A 17,442-nucleotide genomic window follows, 5' to 3' on the forward strand; every position below is an offset into this window, starting at 1 on the left:
GTGTTCTCCGAAAGGAGGAATGCTGTGTCGATGGGCTGTCAGGGCGCTGCCGGCGGCGCCGCCGCATCACTGCGGCGGCGCCTGCGCGATCAGTTGTCTTCCAGTTCCATGTTGATGGCCAGGGAGCGGATTTCCTTCACCAGCACGTTGAAGGATTCCGGCATGCCCGCGACCATCTCGTGCTCGCCGTCGACGATGTTCTTGTACATCTGGTTGCGGCCCTGCACGTCGTCGGACTTCACCGTCAGCATTTCCTGCAGGGTGTAGGCCGCGCCGTAGGCTTCCAGCGCCCAGACTTCCATCTCACCGAAGCGCTGGCCGCCGAACTGCGCCTTGCCGCCCAGCGGCTGCTGGGTGACGAGCGAGTACGGGCCGGTCGAACGGGCGTGCATCTTGTCGTCGACCAGGTGGTTCAGCTTCAGGTAGTGCATGTAGCCAACGGTGGTCTTGCGGTCGAACGCCTCGCCGGTGCGGCCGTCGTACAGCTGCATCTGCGTCTTGCTGCCGTTGAAGCCCAGCTGCTCGGTGTCCTTGTCGCCGTCCGGGTACGCCAGGTTCAGCATCTCGCGGATCTCGTCCTCGTGCGCGCCGTCGAACACCGGGGTGGCCATCGGCACGCCGTCGGTCAGGTTCTTGGCCAGCGCCACCAGCTCTTCATCGCTGAACTGCGACAGGTCGACGCGATCGCCGGCCAGCTTGGTGTCGTGGTTGTAGATCTTGCCGAGGAACTCGCGCAGCTCGTTCACCGCACGCTGCTGCTCCAGCATCTTCTGGATGCGCTTGCCCAGGCCCTTGGCGGCCCAGCCCAGGTGCACCTCGAGGATCTGGCCGATGTTCATACGCGACGGCACGCCCAGCGGATTCAGGCAGATGTCCACCGAAGTACCGTCGGCCATGTACGGCATGTCCTCGACCGGCACCACGTTGGAGACCACGCCCTTGTTGCCGTGACGGCCGGCCATCTTGTCGCCCGGCTGGATGCGGCGCTTCACGGCCAGGAACACCTTGACCATCTTCAGCACGCCCGGAGCGAGGTCGTCGCCCTGGGTGATCTTGCCGCGCTTGTCGGCGAAGCGACGCTCGAATTCCTTCTCGTGCGCCTGGATCTGCTTCTGCGCGCGCTCGATGGCTTCGGAGGCGTCCTCGTCCTTCATGCGCAGGGTGAACCAGTCGGCCTTCTTCAGGCCGTCGAGGAGGGCGTCGCTGATGGTGTCGCCCTTCTTCAGGCCAGCACCGCCGTTGGCCACCTTGCCGACGATCTGCGAGCGCAGGCGCGCGTAGATCGCCGCTTCCAGGATGCGGAACTGGTCGTCGAAGTCCTTCTTGACGCGCTTGATCTCGTTCTCTTCGATCTGGCGCGCGCGCTTGTCCTTCTCGATGCCGTCGCGGGTGAAGACCTGCACGTCGATGACGGTGCCGTCCATGCCCGGCGGAACGCGCAGCGAGCTGTCCTTAACGTCCGAAGCCTTCTCGCCGAAGATCGCGCGCAGCAGCTTCTCTTCCGGGGTCAGCTGGCTTTCGCCCTTCGGCGTGACCTTGCCGACCAGGATGTCGCCGGCGCGGACTTCCGCACCGATGTACACCACGCCGCTCTCGTCCAGGCGGTTCAGCGCCTGCTCGGAGACGTTCGGGATGTCGGCGGAGATTTCCTCCGGCCCCAGCTTGGTGTCGCGCGCGACGCAGGTCAGCTCTTCGATGTGGATCGTGGTGTAGCGATCCTCTTCCACCACGCGCTCGGAGAGCAGGATGGAGTCTTCGAAGTTGTAGCCGTTCCACGGCATGAACGCGATCAGCATGTTCTGGCCCAGCGCCAGTTCACCGATGTCGGTGGACGGGCCGTCGGCCAGCACGTCGCCGCGCGCGATCACGTCGCCCACGTTCACCAGCGGACGCTGGTTGATGCAGGTGTTCTGGTTCGAACGGGTGTACTTGATCAGGTTGTAGATGTCGACGCCGGCGTCGGCGGCATCGGTGATCTCGTTCTCGTTGACCTTGACCACGATGCGGCCAGCGTCGATCTGCACGATGTCACCGCCGCGACGGGCGTTCACGGTCACGCCCGAGTCGCGCGCCACGGCACGCTCGATGCCGGTACCCACCAGCGGCTTCTGCGCGCGCAGGGTCGGCACGGCCTGGCGCTGCATGTTCGCGCCCATCAGCGCGCGGTTGGCGTCGTCGTGCTCCAGGAACGGCACCAGCGCCGCGGCGACCGACACGGTCTGCATCGGCGAGACGTCCATGAAGTGCACTTCCGCCGGCGGCTTCAGCAGCGACTCGCCCTGGTAGCGGCACGGCACGAACTGCTCGGTGAGCATGTTCTTGGCATCGGTCAGGGCGTTGGCCTGGGCGATGACGTACTCGTTCTCCTCGATCGCCGACAGGTACTCGACGTCGTCGGTGACCTTGCCGTCCACGACCTTGCGGTACGGGGTCTCGAGGAAACCGTACTGGTTGGTGCGGGCGAACACGGCCAGCGAGTTGATCAGGCCGATGTTCGGGCCTTCCGGGGTTTCGATGGTGCAGACGCGGCCGTAATGGGTCGGGTGCACGTCGCGCACTTCGAAGCCGGCGCGTTCGCGGGTCAGGCCGCCCGGGCCCAGCGCCGAGACGCGGCGCTTGTGCGTCACTTCCGACAGCGGGTTGTTCTGGTCCATGAACTGCGACAGCTGCGAGGAACCGAAGAACTCCTTGATGGCGGCGGCGACCGGCTTGGCGTTGATCAGCTCCTGCGGGGTCAGGCCCTCGGACTCGGCCATCGACAGGCGCTCCTTGACCGCGCGCTCGACGCGGACCAGGCCGACGCGGAACACGTTCTCGGCCATTTCGCCGACCGAACGCACGCGACGGTTGCCCAGGTGGTCGATGTCGTCGACCACGCCACGGCCGTTGCGGATCTCGGTCAGGACCTTGATCACGTCCAGGATGTCCGAACCCTCGCCGTGCGCGGCGACCAGGCGCTTGGACTCCTCGTCGTTGCGCTCGCCGAAGTACTTCTGGTCGTACAGCACGGCCTCGCCGGTGACTTCCTTGCGGCCGACACGGCGGTTGAACTTCATGCGGCCGACCGTGGACAGGTCGTAACGCTCGAAGGTGAAGAACAGGTTGTGGAACAGGTTCTGCGCGGCGTCCTTGGTCGGCGGCTCGCCCGGGCGCATCATGCGGTAGATCTCGACCAGGGCCTCGAGCTGGGTCTTGGTCGGGTCGATGCGCAGGGTGTTGGACAGGTACGGACCGCGGTCCAGGTCGTTCACCCACAGGGTGCCGACCGCGTCCACGCCAGCCTTGCGGAAGTTCTGCAGCTGCTCGTCGGTGATCTCGTCGTTGGCCTGGGCCAGCAGCTCGCCGGTGTTGGCGTCGACGACGTCGTGCGACAGGATGCGGCCGACCAGGTAGTCGTCCGGCACGGCCAGCGCGGCGATGCCCGAGGCCTGCAGCTGCTTGACGTGGCGCGCGGTGATGCGCTTGCCGGCTTCCACGATGACCTTGTCGCCATCAGCCAGGTCGAAGCCCAGAGTTTCGCCACGCAGGCGCTCGGCCACCAGCTCCAGCTGCACACCCTCGCCTTCCGGCAGGATGTGGAAGGTGTTGATGTCGAAGAACTCGTTGAGCATTTCTTCGTTGTTGTAGCCGAGCGCGCGCAGCAGGATCGACACCGGCAGCTTGCGGCGGCGGTCGATACGGGTGAACAGCGCATCCTTCGGGTCGAACTCGAAGTCCAGCCAGGAGCCGCGGTAAGGGATGATGCGGGCGCTGTACAGCAGCTTGCCCGAGCTGTGGGTCTTGCCGCGGTCGTGGTCGAAGAACACGCCCGGCGAACGGTGCAGCTGCGACACGATGACGCGCTCGGTACCGTTGACGATGAAGGTGCCGTTGTCGGTCATCAGCGGGATCTCGCCGAGGTAGACCTCCTGCTCCTTCACGTACTTGATCGCCTTGGTGGACGATTCCTTGTCGTAGATGACCAGGCGCACGGTCACGCGCAGCGGCGCGCCGTAGCTCATGCCACGCTGGCGGCACTCGCGCTCGTCGAACACCGGCTCGCCCAGCTTGTAGCCCACGTACTCCAGGGCGGCATTGCCGCTGTAGCTGGAGATCGGGAACACCGACTTCAGCGCGGCGTGCAGGCCGTGGTCGGAGCGCTTGGCCGGATCAACGTTTTCCTGCAGGAACTCGCGGTACGAGTCGACCTGGATGGCCAGCAGGAACGGCACCTCGAGGATCGAGCGCTGCTTGCCGAAATCCTTGCGGATGCGCTTTTTTTCGGTGTACGAATAGGACGTCATGGGGTCTTCCACCTTGTTGTGCAGGCCGTGCGTCCACGACCCGGAAGGGAACTTTTAAATTGTCAGTTGGAAGTCGCTGGTATTGCCGGCACCAGCACGCCTTCTCCCGCTACTTCCAACTGCCAACTCGTCTGCCTGCCGCCCTGTCCGCCGCGCGATGCGCTGGCCGGCAGGGGTTGGAACGCAGCCCGTGTTGGGCTTGTCACCGCACCGGGCAGGGCCCGGCTCTACAACGACCAAAGGCCGGGGGCTTTAGGCCCCCAGCCTTGGCTGCATCGCCGTGATTCGATGGCGACGCAAGGGAACTGCTTACTTCAGCTCGACGGTGGCGCCGGCGGCTTCCAGTTCCTTCTTGAACTTCTCGGCGTCTTCCTTCGAAGCGCCTTCCTTCACGACGCCACCGGCCTCGGCCAGATCCTTCGCTTCCTTCAGGCCCAGGCCGGTGATGGCGCGGACGGCCTTGATGACCTCGACCTTCTTGGCGCCGGCATCCTTCAGGATGACGTTGAACTCGGTCTGCTCTTCAACAACAGCAGCCGGACCGGCAACGGCAACGGCAACCGGAGCAGCGGCGGACACGCCGAACTTCTCTTCGATGGCCTTGACCAGCTCCATCACTTCCATCAGGGACTTTTCGGCGATTGCGTCGACGATCTGATCGTTGGTAAGGGACATTTTGATTACCTTTTGAAAATATTCTGGATTTGAGGTTCCGAAAGGAACCACGGAAACGTCGAACTCAGGCGGTTTCAGCGGCCGGCTCGGCAGCTTCGACAGCCGCCCCACCGTTCTGCTTCTCACCAACAGCCTTGACGGCGCGCGCGAACATGGTGACCGGCTCGGTCAGGACGCGGGCCAGCATGGCCAGGGCCTGATCACGGGTCGGCAGCGATGCCAGCACGTCGACGTGGCTCGCCGGGTAGACTTCGCCACCCACGGCCACGATCTTCGCCTGCAGCTTGTCATTGCCCTTGGCGGCATCCTTGATCAGGCGACCGGCAGCGCCGGGCTCCTCGAGCGAAAACGCATACAGCAGCGGACCGACCATCTGGTCCTTAGCGACTGCGAAATCGGTGCCTTCGACGGCGCGCGCGGCCAGCGTGTTCTTGACAACCTTCAAGAAAACACCGGTTTCGCGGGCCTGCTTGCGCATCGCGGTCATCTGGGCGACCGTGGTGCCAGCGTATTCGGCTGCGATCAAGGAGTGGGCCTTGGCGGCGACGTCTGCCAGTTCGGCGACTACTTCTTGCTTCTGGGACAGATTGAGAGCCATTGCACTCCTCCAATTGAACTCCGCTTACGGCTCCTGCCGTTTGCGGTCCTGTGCGGCATCCGTCCTGGACGCCGGGAGCATCGGGGTGACGCTCCGGTGGTGGCCATTCCAGACCTGGAGTGTGCCGACCCGGGAATCCCAGACCTGCGTGAACCAGAAAACTCCAGAAGGGCGGCACCATCTACGCAGGGTGATTCCCGGGGAATCGATTAAGCGATCCCGCTATGCCGGCGGCGACTCCTTGCCAGATCGAGCTTCCCTGCCCGTCGCCGGTATGCGCTGACCGCGCCTGCGGTCTTTGACGGCTACCGGGCCGGACAGGCCGGCTCGGTGCCTTCAAAATGACGGACACGACACCAGGGTGCCGTGTCCGCTTGAAACAATTACTTCAGGGTCAGCGACGACTGGTCGACGGTGACGCCCGGGCCCATCGTCGAGCTGACCGAGACCTTCTGCAGGTAGGTGCCCTTCGAGGTGGCCGGCTTGGCCTTGATCAGGTCCAGCAGCAGCGCCTGCAGGTTCGACTGCAGCGCAGCGTTGTCGAAGCTGGCCTTGCCGATGGTGCAGTGGATGATGCCGGCCTTGTCGGTGCGGTAACGGACCTGGCCCGACTTGGCGTTCTTCACGGCTTCGCCCGGGTTCGGGGAAACGGTGCCGACCTTCGGGTTCGGCATCAAGCCGCGCGGGCCCAGCACGGTACCCAGCTTGCCGACGACGCGCATGGCGTCCGGGGTCGCGATGACGACGTCGTAGTTCAGATCGCCGGCCTGCATCTTCTCGGCCAGGTCGTCCATGCCGACGGCTTCGGCGCCAGCGGCCAGGGCTTCGTCAGCCTTGGCACCGGCCGGGGCGAACACGGCGACGCGGACCGACTTGCCGGTACCGGCCGGCAGCACGGTCGAACCGCGCACCTGCTGGTCGGACTTCTTCGCATCCACGCCCAGGCGCACAGCAACGTCGATCGACTCGACGAACTTGGCCTTGGCAACGGTCTTCAGGATGTTGATCGCGTCCTCGAAGGCATAGGTCTTGCCCGGGACGACGGCGGCCTTGATGGCCTTCTCACGCTTGGTCTGTGCCATCAGATTAACCCTCCACCACAAGGCCCATGGAACGGGCCGAGCCCGCGATCGTACGCACGGCGGCGTCCAGGTCGGCAGCCGTCAGATCCGGCTCCTTCGCCTTACAGATTTCTTCCAGCTGCTTGCGGGTGACCTTGCCCACCTTGTCGGTGTTCGGGCGCTTGGAGCCCGAGGTGATGCCCGCCGCCTTCTTGAGCAGCACGGTGGCCGGGGTGCTCTTGGTGATGAAGGTGAAGGTACGGTCCGAGTAGGCCGTGATGATCACCGGCACCGGCAGACCCGGCTCCAGCTTCTGCGTGGCGGCGTTGAAGGCCTTGCAGAATTCCATGATGTTCAGGCCGCGCTGACCCAGCGCAGGACCGACCGGCGGCGAGGGGTTGGCCTGACCGGCCTTCACCTGCAGCTTGATGTAACCGACAACTTTCTTTGCCATTTGAGTGCTCTCCGGGTGCTAGCGCCTTGCGACAACAGGCTCCCCATCGGACCGGGAATCACGCGTCCCGGCATCGCGTTTTGAAATCCTGGAATCGCGCCAAAGGCCACCTCTCGGCAGCCTTTGGCTTCAGCTCCCTCGCAGGGAGCCGGCAATTCTAGCAGTTTTTTCAGCACCAACCTGAACAGGTTGGCGGCAGAAATCAGACCGCCTTCTCGACCTGGCCGAACTCGAGCTCGACCGGGGTGGCGCGACCGAAGATCAGCACCGAAACGCGCAGGCGGCTCTTCTCGTAGTTGACTTCCTCGACCACGCCGTTGAAATCGTTGAACGGGCCTTCGGTGACGCGGACCATCTGGCCCGGCTCGAACAACACCTTCGGACGCGGCTTCTCGACGCCTTCCTGGACACGATCCAGGATGGCGGCAGCTTCGTCGTCGCGGATTGGCAGCGGACGGTCGGCGGTACCACCAATGAAACCCATCACCTTCGGGGTTTCCTTGACCAGGTGCCAGCTTTCGTTGTCGATGCGCGGAATGCCGGCTTCCTCGTGGGTCTCGATCTGGACCAGCACGTAACCCGGGAAGAACTTGCGCTCGGAACGGCGCTTCTGGCCGGAACGCATTTCCACCACTTCCTCGGTCGGAACCAGGACGTCGCCGAAACGCTCCTCCATGCCCTCGCGGGCGATGCGGTCACGCAGGGCCTGGGCCACCGACTTCTCGAAGCCCGAATAGGCGTGGACGACGTACCAACGTTTCACTGTTATCTCCTCAACGCCCCAGGAACCACTGGGTCAACTTCTGGATCGCGAAGTCGAAACCACCCAGCAGCAGGCTCAGCACGATCACGACCACGATCACCACCCAGGTCATGCGGATGGCTTCCTGGCGGGTCGGCCACACGACCTTGCGCAGTTCGAAACGGGATTCGGAAAGGAATTCGCGGACCTGATGGCCCTTGGCGCTGAACATGAACAACGCGCCACCGGCAACCAGGCCGACGATCACGGCCAGCGCACGCAACTGACCCGCCCACGCGCCCAGCTGGGCCGAGCGCACCGGAGTGGAGAACCAGAACCAGACGAACAAGCCCGCCAGCACCAGCAGGGCGGCGCCGACGTACTTGACCATATCGCCACCGGAAGCGGCGCTCTTGGAATGCTCGATCTTGCTGTTCATCCGACTCTTGCTGCGGGCGCGACCAAGGTCACTGGATAGGTGGCAAGTGGCACGCCAGGAGGGACTCGAACCCCCAACCTGCGGTTTTGGAGACCGCTGCTCTGCCAATTGAGCTACTGGCGTATGACTTGGCTTGTTTCACGTCCCTTAGACGGCGAAGGCGGACCGAGGTTCCCGGCCCGCCATTCGCGTACCAGCGGCAGACTCAACTACCGCCGGGTACTGCAGGCTTACTTGACGATCTTGGCAACCACGCCGGCGCCGACGGTACGGCCGCCTTCGCGGATCGCGAAGCGCAGGCCTTCGTCCATCGCCACCGGGTTGATCAGCGTGACCGACATCTTCACGTTGTCGCCCGGCATCACCATCTCGACGCCCTCCGGCAGCTGCACGGCGCCGGTGATGTCGGTGGTACGGAAGTAGAACTGCGGACGGTAGCCCTTGAAGAACGGGGTGTGACGGCCACCTTCGTCCTTCGACAGCACGTACACCTCAGCCTCGAACTCGGTGTGCGGGGTGATCGAACCCGGCTTGGCCAGCACCTGGCCGCGCTCCACGTCGTCACGCTTGGTGCCGCGCAGCAGCAGGCCCGCGTTGTCGCCCGCCTGGCCCTGGTCCAGCAGCTTGCGGAACATTTCCACGCCGGTCACGGTGGTCTTCTGGGTCGGACGGATACCGACGATCTCGATTTCCTCACCCACCTTGATCACGCCGCGCTCGATACGACCGGTCACCACGGTGCCGCGGCCCGAGATCGAGAACACGTCTTCCACCGGCATCAGGAACGGCTTGTCGACGTCACGCTCCGGGGTCGGGATCCAGCTGTCCAGCGCATCGACCAGCTTCAGGATCGCCGGCACGCCGATGTCGCTCTGGTCGCCTTCCAGCGCCAGGCGGGCCGAACCCGAGATGATCGGGGTGTCGTCGCCCGGGAAGTCGTACTTGCTCAGCAGCTCGCGCACTTCCATTTCCACCAGCTCGAGCAGTTCGGCGTCGTCCACCATGTCGGCCTTGTTCAGGAACACGACGATGTACGGCACGCCGACCTGGCGCGACAGCAGGATGTGCTCGCGGGTCTGCGGCATCGGGCCGTCAGCGGCCGAGCACACCAGGATCGCGCCGTCCATCTGCGCGGCACCGGTGATCATGTTCTTGACGTAGTCGGCGTGGCCCGGGCAGTCGACGTGCGCGTAGTGGCGGCTGTCGGATTCGTACTCGACGTGCGCGGTCGAGATCGTGATGCCGCGCGCCTTTTCTTCCGGCGCAGCGTCGATCGAGGAGTAGTCCTTGAACTCACCGCCAAAGCGCTCGGCACCGATCTTGGTCAGCGCGGCGGTCAGCGTGGTCTTGCCATGGTCGACGTGGCCGATGGTGCCGACGTTGACGTGCGGCTTGGTACGTTCGAACTTACCCTTGGACATGGCGGCTTCTTCTCGGTAACAGGTTGGTTATGGCGCTTTGAGCAAGATGGTGCTCACGAAAGGAATCGAACCTTCGACCTCCTCCTTACCAAGGAGGTGCTCTACCGACTGAGCTACGTGAGCGAGTTTTGTATTATGGCATGTTTTCAATTTCGTTCAATGGAGCGGGAGACGGGAATCGAACCCGCACCATCAGCTTGGAAGGCTGAGGTTCTACCATTGAACTACTCCCGCACCGGGAACAACGCCACAACATGAAACTGGTGGAGGGAGGTGGATTCGAACCACCGAAGGCGTAAGCCAGCAGATTTACAGTCTGCCCCCGTTGGCCGCTTGGGTATCCCTCCGCTCCACCCCTTTTTGATGACCTTGGCCTAACCGGTCAGGGGTGGGAGAGCCCGCTATTCTGGTGATGACACGTGATGCTGTCAACAGAAATTTTCACATTCCGCGAAAATTCCCCTCCCCGCCTCCGCCGCGCCTTCACTCGCCCGGCATCTTCAGCTTTTCGTCCGCGAAGATGGCCACGTGCGGCACGCCATCGACACCGATCCAGCCGCGGTACATGCCCTCGGTATTGAAAGGCGTGGCCGCCTTGCCGTCGGCCGCCAGCACGATCGCCCCGCCATCGCCGCCAAGCTCCGGCAGGCGCTTGACGATGACCTCCTCGCCGGCCTGCGCCGGGGTTTCGCCGAGGTACTTCATGCGCGAGCAGATTTCGTGGGCCGCGGCCAGGCGGATGTAGAACTCGCCCCAGCCGGTGCCGGACACCGCGCAGTTGTCGCTGGCATAGGTGCCGGCGCCGATGATCGGCGAATCACCCACGCGCCCGTAGCGCTTGTTGGTCATGCCGCCAGTGGAAGTACCCGCTGCCAGCTTGCCCTGCGCATCCAGCGCCACCGCGCCGACGGTACCGAAGTGCTTGGCAGTCTCCAGGTCGGCGTGCGCCTGGCCGGCCGCCTCTTCCTTCAAGGCGCGCTGCAGCTGCTGCCAGCGCTTCTCGGTGCGGAAATACGAAGGATCCACCTGCTCGATCTTCTGTTCGGCGGCGAACATCTCCGCGCCCTGCCCGATCATCATCACGTGCGGCGAATGCTCCATCACCGCCCTGGCCAGCAGGATCGGGTTCTTGATCGTGTGCACGCCGGCCACGGCGCCGGCGCGCAGCGTGGCGCCATCCATCAGCGAGGCATCGAGCTCGTTCTTGCCGTCATGGGTGAAGACCGCACCGCGCCCCGCATTGAAGGTCGGGTCGTTCTCCAGCACGGTGATCGCGGCGGTCACGGCGTCCATCGCAGGCTTGCCGGCAACAAGCGCCTCGTGCCCCTTGCGCAGGGCGGCTTCCAGCGCCGCGCGCGCGGCACGCACCTCTTCCGGATTGAGATCCTGGCGCTCCACGCCGGCTCCGCCATGGATCACGAGCAGGGGCGAGGCGGGCGCCGCCACGGCCGCCGCGGAAGACAACGACGCCAGGCCCAGCAATACCGCGGAAGTCAGCTTCATGTTTCTTCACTCTGGAAAGGTGCCCGATTCTAGGCACGCCATCGCCGATCTGAACAGACGCTGCCGATGCGGACGCGCGCGGCAACGCCACTGAAACGCAGAAAGGGGCCGAAGCCCCTTCCCTGTCTGCGATCAGCCGCCGTCAGATCAATCCGGCTGCAGCTCCAGCTCGCCGTCCACCACGCTGGCCACGGCGGTGAATGCCGGATTGTCGACCGTGAAGCCAGCAAGGTGCAGGCGGCTGCCCGCCCCCACCCCGGTCACCGGAATGGAACTGAACTCCAGCGATTCGCCGCTGCTCAGGCGGTCGGCGGTGCGGTGTGGCATCACCAGCCAGGCATAGCCGTCGTCGAGCGAGTAGACGCGGCCACGGCCATCCGCCTCCACGCACAGCGCGGTGTCCTCGTCCACGCCGATGCCGACGATGTCGTCCTGGCCTTTTTCCTGCGCGGCGCGCGCGACGAACACGATCAGCCGGCCGAGCCGCTCGCGCTTGGCGAAATGGGTGTCGGTGACGACATTGGAGAGATAGGGCATGGTCAGGAAATCCTGGTCCATCGTGACCTTGCTGCCCATCGGATCGCTCAACGCGGCCGGCGAATTGACGCTCCCGCCATCCAGGGCGCCATAGCTGTAGCCGCCCAGGATCGCCAGGCCGGCACTGGTACCACCGATCGGCTTGCCCGCGGCGACGTGCTCGTTGAGGACCTGGTTCAACTCCGTCCCCTTCCAGAAACGGATGTAGCGGGACTGGTCGCCGCCGGCGATGAAGATCGCATCCGCACCCCGCACCACCCGCAGCACGGCCGGATCGTCGGCCGCCTTGCGGCTGTCGAACACCAGGGTCTGCACCGACGTGACCCCGCCGATGTCGTAATACAGCTCGTTCTGCAGATTGTCGTCGCCGGAGGCGCGCAGGATCACCACGCGGCCGTTGCCGGCACGCTCGACCCACCAATGGAAGGCTTCGGGAACCCAGTCGCCGCCGCCCATCAGCATCATCGCCGCCTGGGTCTGGCCGGGACGCTGGGCATCGGGATTCCCCACTTCGTAATAGCGGTAGCCCGGATCCGACAGCCCCCTGCCGCCCGCGGCGACCGCGCCGCCCGCCATGCCGAGCGCCATCAGCACCAGGGCCAACCGCCCGCATCGGGAAACCATCCGCTTCATACCGCTCTCCAGGACAACATGTAATCGCTTCCATGCCGTAATGCCAGACTTTCCGGCAGTGGTCAAGCGTGTAAAAAAGGTGTTAGATGATCGCGCCCCCATTCACGTTTTATCCGGGGCTCCCGGCGCTCACGCGGGCCGGCCAGACACTTTCCGGAACACTTTCAGCAGAGACCTGATTCATGCGCAGACACGCAATGGTGTGTTCGATCCAGTTGGCCCTGCTTGGCATGGCCGCCCCCGCAATGGCCTTGGCCCAGAACACCGACAACGATCAAACCAAGCAACTGGATACCGTACAGGTCACCGGCTCGCGCATCCCGCGCGCGCAGGTGGAGGGCCCGGCGCCGGTCACGGTGGTCAACGCCGAGCAGATCAAGGCGGCCGGCTTCACCAGCGTGCCGGATGTGCTGCGCTCGCTCAGCCAGAACAACGGCTACACCCAGGGCCAGCAGAACACCACCGGCGCCCAGTCGACCCCTGGTGCACAGGCTGTCGACCTGCGCGGCCTCGGCCCGAACCACACCCTGGTACTGATCAACGGCCGCCGCATCGCCGACTTCCCGCTGCCGCTCAACGGCAAGAGCAACTTCACCGACATCGGCAACATCCCGTTGGGGATGATCGACCGCATCGAAGTGCTGACCGGCAGCGCCTCGGCCGTCTATGGCTCGGACGCGATGGCGGGCGTGATCAACTTCATCCTCAAGAAGTCCACCGACGGCACCACCATCGACTACCGCTATGGCGACACCAGCCGCGGCGGCGGCGAGTCCCACGACCTGACCCTGACCACCGGCTTCGAACAGGGCAATTTCAGCGGCATCGTCGGCGTGGAGCTGATGGACAAGCACCCGGTGTGGGGCACCCAGCGCAAGGTGCAGGATTCCACGCTCGACGGCCCGACCTCACGCAGCCGCCTGCCGACCCTGGTCGCCCGCCGCTATGACGTCGATGAGGACGTCGCGCTCGATCCGGAAGGCGACTGCTCCGCACTGGCGGGCCTGAACAGCGGCACCACCCACCTGGCCTTGGACCGCTACGGCGAGCCCTACTGCGGCAGCGAGCGGATCACCGCCCAGCGCACCATCAACAACGAGCGCAAGGGCGCCACCGCCTATGGCTCGTTCGAGTATCGCTTCGACGACAACCTGTCCTGGTTCGCCGACGTCCAGCTCGGCCGCCAGGAAGTCAAGCTGATGACCGGCAACGGCACCAGCTCCTACCCCAGCGACAACATGGGCTGGGAGTTCCACGACCCGGCCTCGACCGACAACAACGACAAGGTGTTCTACAACGCCGGCACCGGGCACTATGAAATCTGGAGGCGCCAGTTCGGCCCCGAGGAAGTCGGCGGTCTGAAAAACCGCATGAACACCACCACGCAGAAGACGCTGGCGGTGACCACGGGCCTGAAGGGCATGCTCGGCGACAACTGGAACTGGGAAGGCGCCTACAACCACTCCCAGTACAAGGCCGACGTGAAGATGCCGCGCATCAAGGCCGACGCAGCCAACCGCCTGTTCCTGGGCGAGCGGCTGGGCTACGACGACGACGGTTATGCGATCTACAACCCGGATCCGGCGCGCCTGTTCAAGCCGCTGACGCCGGCCGAGTTCGCCTCCATCGCGGCGATGTCCACCTTCCATCCCGAAGCCAAGAACGACAACGTCAGCTTCACCGCCGACACCCCGGCGCTGTTCTCGCTGCCGGCCGGCGACGTCGGCTTTGCCGGCGTGGTCGAATACGGCCGCCAGTCCTATGCGATCCATCCCGACCCGCTGGCGCTGACCGCCGACGCCTACTACGGCCCGCAGTACGGCGACGGCAGCGGCAGCCGCAACCGCTGGAGCGCCGCCGGCGAGCTGCGCGTGCCGGTGGTCTCCAACCTGCAGGCCAGCCTGGCCGGCCGCTACGACCGCTACAGCTTCGGCAACAGGCATCCCGGCAAGTTCACCTACAGCGCCGGCCTGGAATGGCGTCCGCTCGATACCCTGCTGGTGCGCAGCTCCTACGGCACGGGCTTCCGCGCGCCGGACATGCACTACCTGTTCGCCGACGACGACTACTACCGCAAGACTTCGACGGACTATTACCACTGCCGCCAGGACGAGCCGGGCTTCAGCAACGGCGAGTGCTGGGACGAAGGCGACTGGGACACCAATACGCTCGATGTCTATTCCGGCAACAGGAACCTGGACGTGGAGACCAGCAAGTCGTTCACGGCAGGCTTCGTGTGGTCGCCCATCGCCAACTTCGACCTGGCGGTGGATTACTACAAGATCAAGGTGATGAACCAGGTGCAGTCGCAGGACCGCGAAATCCTGCGCATCACCGAAGCCAACTGCCGCCTCGGCAAGACCGACACCGGTGCGACCGTCGATCCCACCTCGCCGACCTGCGTGGACGCGATGGCACGGGTGATCCGCAACAGCAACGGCGACATCACCAGCGTCCACTTCGCACCGATCAACATCGCCCGCGAGGAGACCTCCGGCATCGACGTGGCCGCGAACTACCGCCTGCAGACCGCGGCGGCCGGCAACTTCAGCTTCACCGGTACCTATACCTGGGCCCATCGCCATACCCGCCAGCAGTACCCGGGCGACCCGACCGAAGACATGCTGTCGGTGAGCTTCAGCGATACCACCCTGCCGCGGGTCAAGTCCAACCTGGGCGTGACCTGGGACAAGGGTGAATGGGGCGCCAGCCTGTTCGGCGATTACCTGGGCCGCGTCGCCAACTACGACAACGACGCCTGGACCGAAGCCACCTGGCGCTTCAATGCCGGTGCGCGCTACGACATCAACGACCACCTGCGGGTGTCGCTGTCGGTCAACAACCTGTTCGACAAGATGCCGCCGCGCGACGCGACCTGGGCCGCGTACCCGTACTACAACACCTCGTGGTTCGACGCGATCGGCCGCAGCTACTTCGTGCAGGTCACCTGGAAACTGGGCGGCAAGCCGCTGTAAGAAGTGGATCGTTCACAGCTGCAACAACAGGGCCCGCGATGCGGGCCCTGTTGTTTCCGGAGGACCGGCTGGATCCATCGATGCCACCCGACACCTCCCCCGTGATTCTCCACAGCACATGTGCAGAAGGCAGCGAAAAGCCTGTGGAAAACTCCCGCGCACGGCGGCACCGCAAAGGCTCCGCCTGGGCTGTCGAATTTTTGGCCAGCCACGGCGTGGCCGCGCTCGCCAGATACGCAAAGGCCCCGCATTGCGGGGCCTCGCGTTTCCAGCATCGCGCCGGGAATCAGACGTTGAAGCGGAAGTGCAGCACGTCGCCTTCCTTGACGATGTAGTCCTTGCCTTCCAGGCGCAGGCGGCCGGCTTCCTTGGCGCCCTGCTCGCCCTTGAGGTTGATGAAGTCGTCGTAGCCGATGGTCTCGGCGCGGATGAAGCCGCGCTCGAAGTCGGTATGGATCACGCCCGCCGCCTGCGGCGCGGTGGAACCGGCGCGCAGCTGCCACGCACGGACCTCCTTCACGCCCGCGGTGAAGTAGGTCTGCAGGCCCAGCAGCTTGTAGCCGGCGCGGATCACCCGGTTCAGGCCGGGCTCGTCGAGGCCGAGGTCCTTGAGGAACTCGTCACGATCGGCGTCCTCCAGCTGCGACAGCTCTTCCTCGATCGCCGCGCACACCGGCACCACTTCGGCGCCCTCGGCTTCGGCGCGGGCGCGCACCGCATCCAGGTGCGGATTGTTCTCGAAGCCGTCCTCGGCGACGTTGGCGATGTACATCAGCGGCTTGAGCGTGATCAGGAACATGTCGCGGATCAGCGCCTTCTCCTCCGCGTCGAGGCCGGCCGAACGCGCCGAGCGCCCCTGGTCGAGCGCCGCGGCAAGCTTCTCCAGCACCGGCTTGCGCGCCAGCGCGTCCTTGTCGTTGGCCTTGGCCGCGCGGTTGGCGCGGTCCAGCGCCTTCAGCACGGACTCGAGGTCGGCCAATGCCAGTTCGGTATCGATGGTCTCGATGTCGGCGATCGGATCGACCTTGTTGGCGACGTGGATGACGTTGCCGTCCTCGAAGCAGCGCACGACGTGGGCGACGGCATCGGTCTCGCGGATGTGGGCCAGGAACTTGTTGCCCAGGCCCTCGCCCTTGGAGGCGCCGGCGACCAGGCCGGCGATGTCGACGAATTCCATCGTGGTCGGGATCACCCGCTCCGGCTTGACGATCGCGGCCAGCGCCTCGAGCCGCGGATCGGGCACGGGCACGATGCCGGTGTTCGGCTCGATCGTGCAGAACGGGAAATTGGCCGCGGCGATGCCCGCCTTGGTCAGCGCATTGAACAGGGTCGACTTGCCGACGTTGGGCAGGCCGACGATGCCGCATTTGATACCCATGCAACAAACTCCACGATTCGGGATTCCGGCCTGCGCTCTCCGGCGGCGTCGCCGCGCGCGAAAGCGCAGGCCGCAATCACGGTTTGCCCGTGTGCAGCCGCTTCATGGCCTCGTTGAAATCGCCGTCCACCGCCAACGGCATCACGTCGATGGCGTCGTCGATGGCGCGCGCGATCAGCACGTCGTCGTCCTTCGACGGACGGCCCAGCACCCACGGCACCACGCGATCCTTGTGGCCGGGATGGCCGATGCCGATGCGCAGCCGATGGAACCTGCCATGCCCGAGCAGGCGGATGGTGTCGCGCAGGCCGTTCTGGCCGCCATGGCCGCCGTCGAACTTCAGCCGCGCCGTACCCGGCGGCAGGTCCAGTTCGTCGTGCGCGAGCAGGGTCTGTTCCGGTTCGATCTTCCAGAACCGCTGCGCGGCGGTGACCGACTTGCCGGACAGGTTCATGAAGGTGGCCGGCTTGAGCAGCCATACCGGCTGGCCGCCGATATCGACCTTGGCCACTTCGCCGAAAAGCTTGCCTTCCAGCGCCCACCGCGCGCCCGCCCGCTCGGCCAGGGCCTCAACGAAATGAAACCCGGCATTGTGCCGGGTCCGGGCGTGTTCGGTTCCGGGATTGCCCAGACCGACGATCAGTCGCAAGCCAGTCATGCGTCCACCGTTGGCTGCGTCCGCCCGGGAAGGGCGGACGCAACCCGCCGATTACTCGGCGGCTTCTTCGCCGGCGGTCGGTGCC

13 protein-coding genes and 4 tRNA genes are annotated in these 17,442 nt (G+C 65.1%); 1 reads left to right on the forward strand and 16 read right to left on the reverse strand.

The features are described from left to right. Positions 1-89: 89 nt before the first annotated feature. The 14 genes from rpoB to QMX80_RS05025 form a co-directional block, all read right to left on the reverse strand. Positions 90-4,283, reverse strand: a complete 4,194-nt coding sequence (gene rpoB, locus QMX80_RS04960; RefSeq protein WP_055767467.1) for a DNA-directed RNA polymerase subunit beta — start codon at positions 4,281-4,283, stop codon at positions 90-92. A gap of 309 nt (positions 4,284-4,592) precedes the next feature. Beyond that, entirely contained in the window at positions 4,593-4,958 is a 366-nt protein-coding gene (rplL, locus tag QMX80_RS04965; RefSeq protein ID WP_055767464.1) for a 50S ribosomal protein L7/L12, read from the reverse strand. A gap of 64 nt (positions 4,959-5,022) precedes the next feature. Further along, entirely contained in the window at positions 5,023-5,556 is a 534-nt protein-coding gene (gene rplJ, locus QMX80_RS04970) for a 50S ribosomal protein L10 (protein ID WP_055767461.1), read from the reverse strand. Positions 5,557-5,939: 383 nt separating this feature from the next. Then, positions 5,940-6,638 (reverse strand): 50S ribosomal protein L1, encoded by a 699-nt coding sequence (gene rplA, locus QMX80_RS04975; RefSeq protein ID WP_055767459.1) that lies wholly within the window; start codon positions 6,636-6,638, stop codon positions 5,940-5,942. A gap of 4 nt (positions 6,639-6,642) precedes the next feature. After that, complete coding sequence (rplK, locus tag QMX80_RS04980; RefSeq protein ID WP_055767456.1) at positions 6,643-7,071, reverse strand: 50S ribosomal protein L11; 429 nt, start codon at positions 7,069-7,071, stop codon at positions 6,643-6,645. Between the two features lie 202 nt (positions 7,072-7,273). Then, positions 7,274-7,834 (reverse strand): transcription termination/antitermination protein NusG, encoded by a 561-nt coding sequence (nusG, locus tag QMX80_RS04985; protein ID WP_055767453.1) that lies wholly within the window; start codon positions 7,832-7,834, stop codon positions 7,274-7,276. A gap of 10 nt (positions 7,835-7,844) precedes the next feature. Further along, the gene (secE, locus tag QMX80_RS04990; RefSeq protein WP_055767450.1) at positions 7,845-8,252 is read right to left on the reverse strand and encodes a preprotein translocase subunit SecE; all 408 of its coding nucleotides are present in this window, start codon (positions 8,250-8,252) and stop codon (positions 7,845-7,847) included. Between the two features lie 47 nt (positions 8,253-8,299). Continuing rightward, a tRNA-Trp gene (locus tag QMX80_RS04995) sits at positions 8,300-8,375 on the reverse strand. A 107-nt stretch (positions 8,376-8,482) separates the two neighbouring features. Beyond that, positions 8,483-9,673, reverse strand: coding sequence for an elongation factor Tu (gene tuf / locus QMX80_RS05000; protein ID WP_057505099.1), 1,191 nt, complete (start codon positions 9,671-9,673; stop codon positions 8,483-8,485). Positions 9,674-9,720: 47 nt separating this feature from the next. Then, a tRNA-Thr gene (locus QMX80_RS05005) sits at positions 9,721-9,796 on the reverse strand. A 37-nt stretch (positions 9,797-9,833) separates the two neighbouring features. Beyond that, positions 9,834-9,907: transfer RNA gene (locus QMX80_RS05010), tRNA-Gly, on the reverse strand. A gap of 27 nt (positions 9,908-9,934) precedes the next feature. Continuing rightward, positions 9,935-10,020 (reverse strand) — tRNA-Tyr (locus QMX80_RS05015). A 136-nt stretch (positions 10,021-10,156) separates the two neighbouring features. After that, positions 10,157-11,176, reverse strand: a complete 1,020-nt coding sequence (locus tag QMX80_RS05020; RefSeq protein ID WP_273084455.1) for an isoaspartyl peptidase/L-asparaginase — start codon at positions 11,174-11,176, stop codon at positions 10,157-10,159. Between the two features lie 147 nt (positions 11,177-11,323). Continuing rightward, a complete protein-coding gene (locus QMX80_RS05025) occupies positions 11,324-12,301 on the reverse strand; it encodes a cyanophycinase (RefSeq protein ID WP_273084648.1) in 978 nt (325 codons plus the stop codon). Between the two features lie 227 nt (positions 12,302-12,528). Here QMX80_RS05025 and QMX80_RS05030 point away from each other — a divergent pair, with 227 nt between their 5' ends. After that, positions 12,529-15,321 carry a TonB-dependent receptor gene (locus tag QMX80_RS05030; RefSeq protein WP_273084457.1) on the forward strand — a complete coding sequence of 931 codons (2,793 nt, stop codon included), beginning with the start codon at positions 12,529-12,531 and terminating at the stop codon, positions 15,319-15,321. Between the two features lie 286 nt (positions 15,322-15,607). Here the strand turns inward: QMX80_RS05030 and ychF are convergent, their stop codons facing one another. Both ychF and pth read right to left on the reverse strand, forming a co-directional pair. Then, positions 15,608-16,699, reverse strand: a complete 1,092-nt coding sequence (gene ychF / locus QMX80_RS05035) for a redox-regulated ATPase YchF (protein WP_055771967.1) — start codon at positions 16,697-16,699, stop codon at positions 15,608-15,610. Between the two features lie 76 nt (positions 16,700-16,775). Then, positions 16,776-17,357 carry an aminoacyl-tRNA hydrolase gene (gene pth / locus QMX80_RS05040; RefSeq protein WP_282275638.1) on the reverse strand — a complete coding sequence of 194 codons (582 nt, stop codon included), beginning with the start codon at positions 17,355-17,357 and terminating at the stop codon, positions 16,776-16,778. Positions 17,358-17,442: the final 85 nt, after the last annotated feature.

It is taken from the genome of Stenotrophomonas sp. PS02297, from assembly GCF_029959705.1.
In the GTDB taxonomy this organism is placed as follows: Bacteria; Pseudomonadota; Gammaproteobacteria; order Xanthomonadales; family Xanthomonadaceae; genus Stenotrophomonas; species Stenotrophomonas nitritireducens.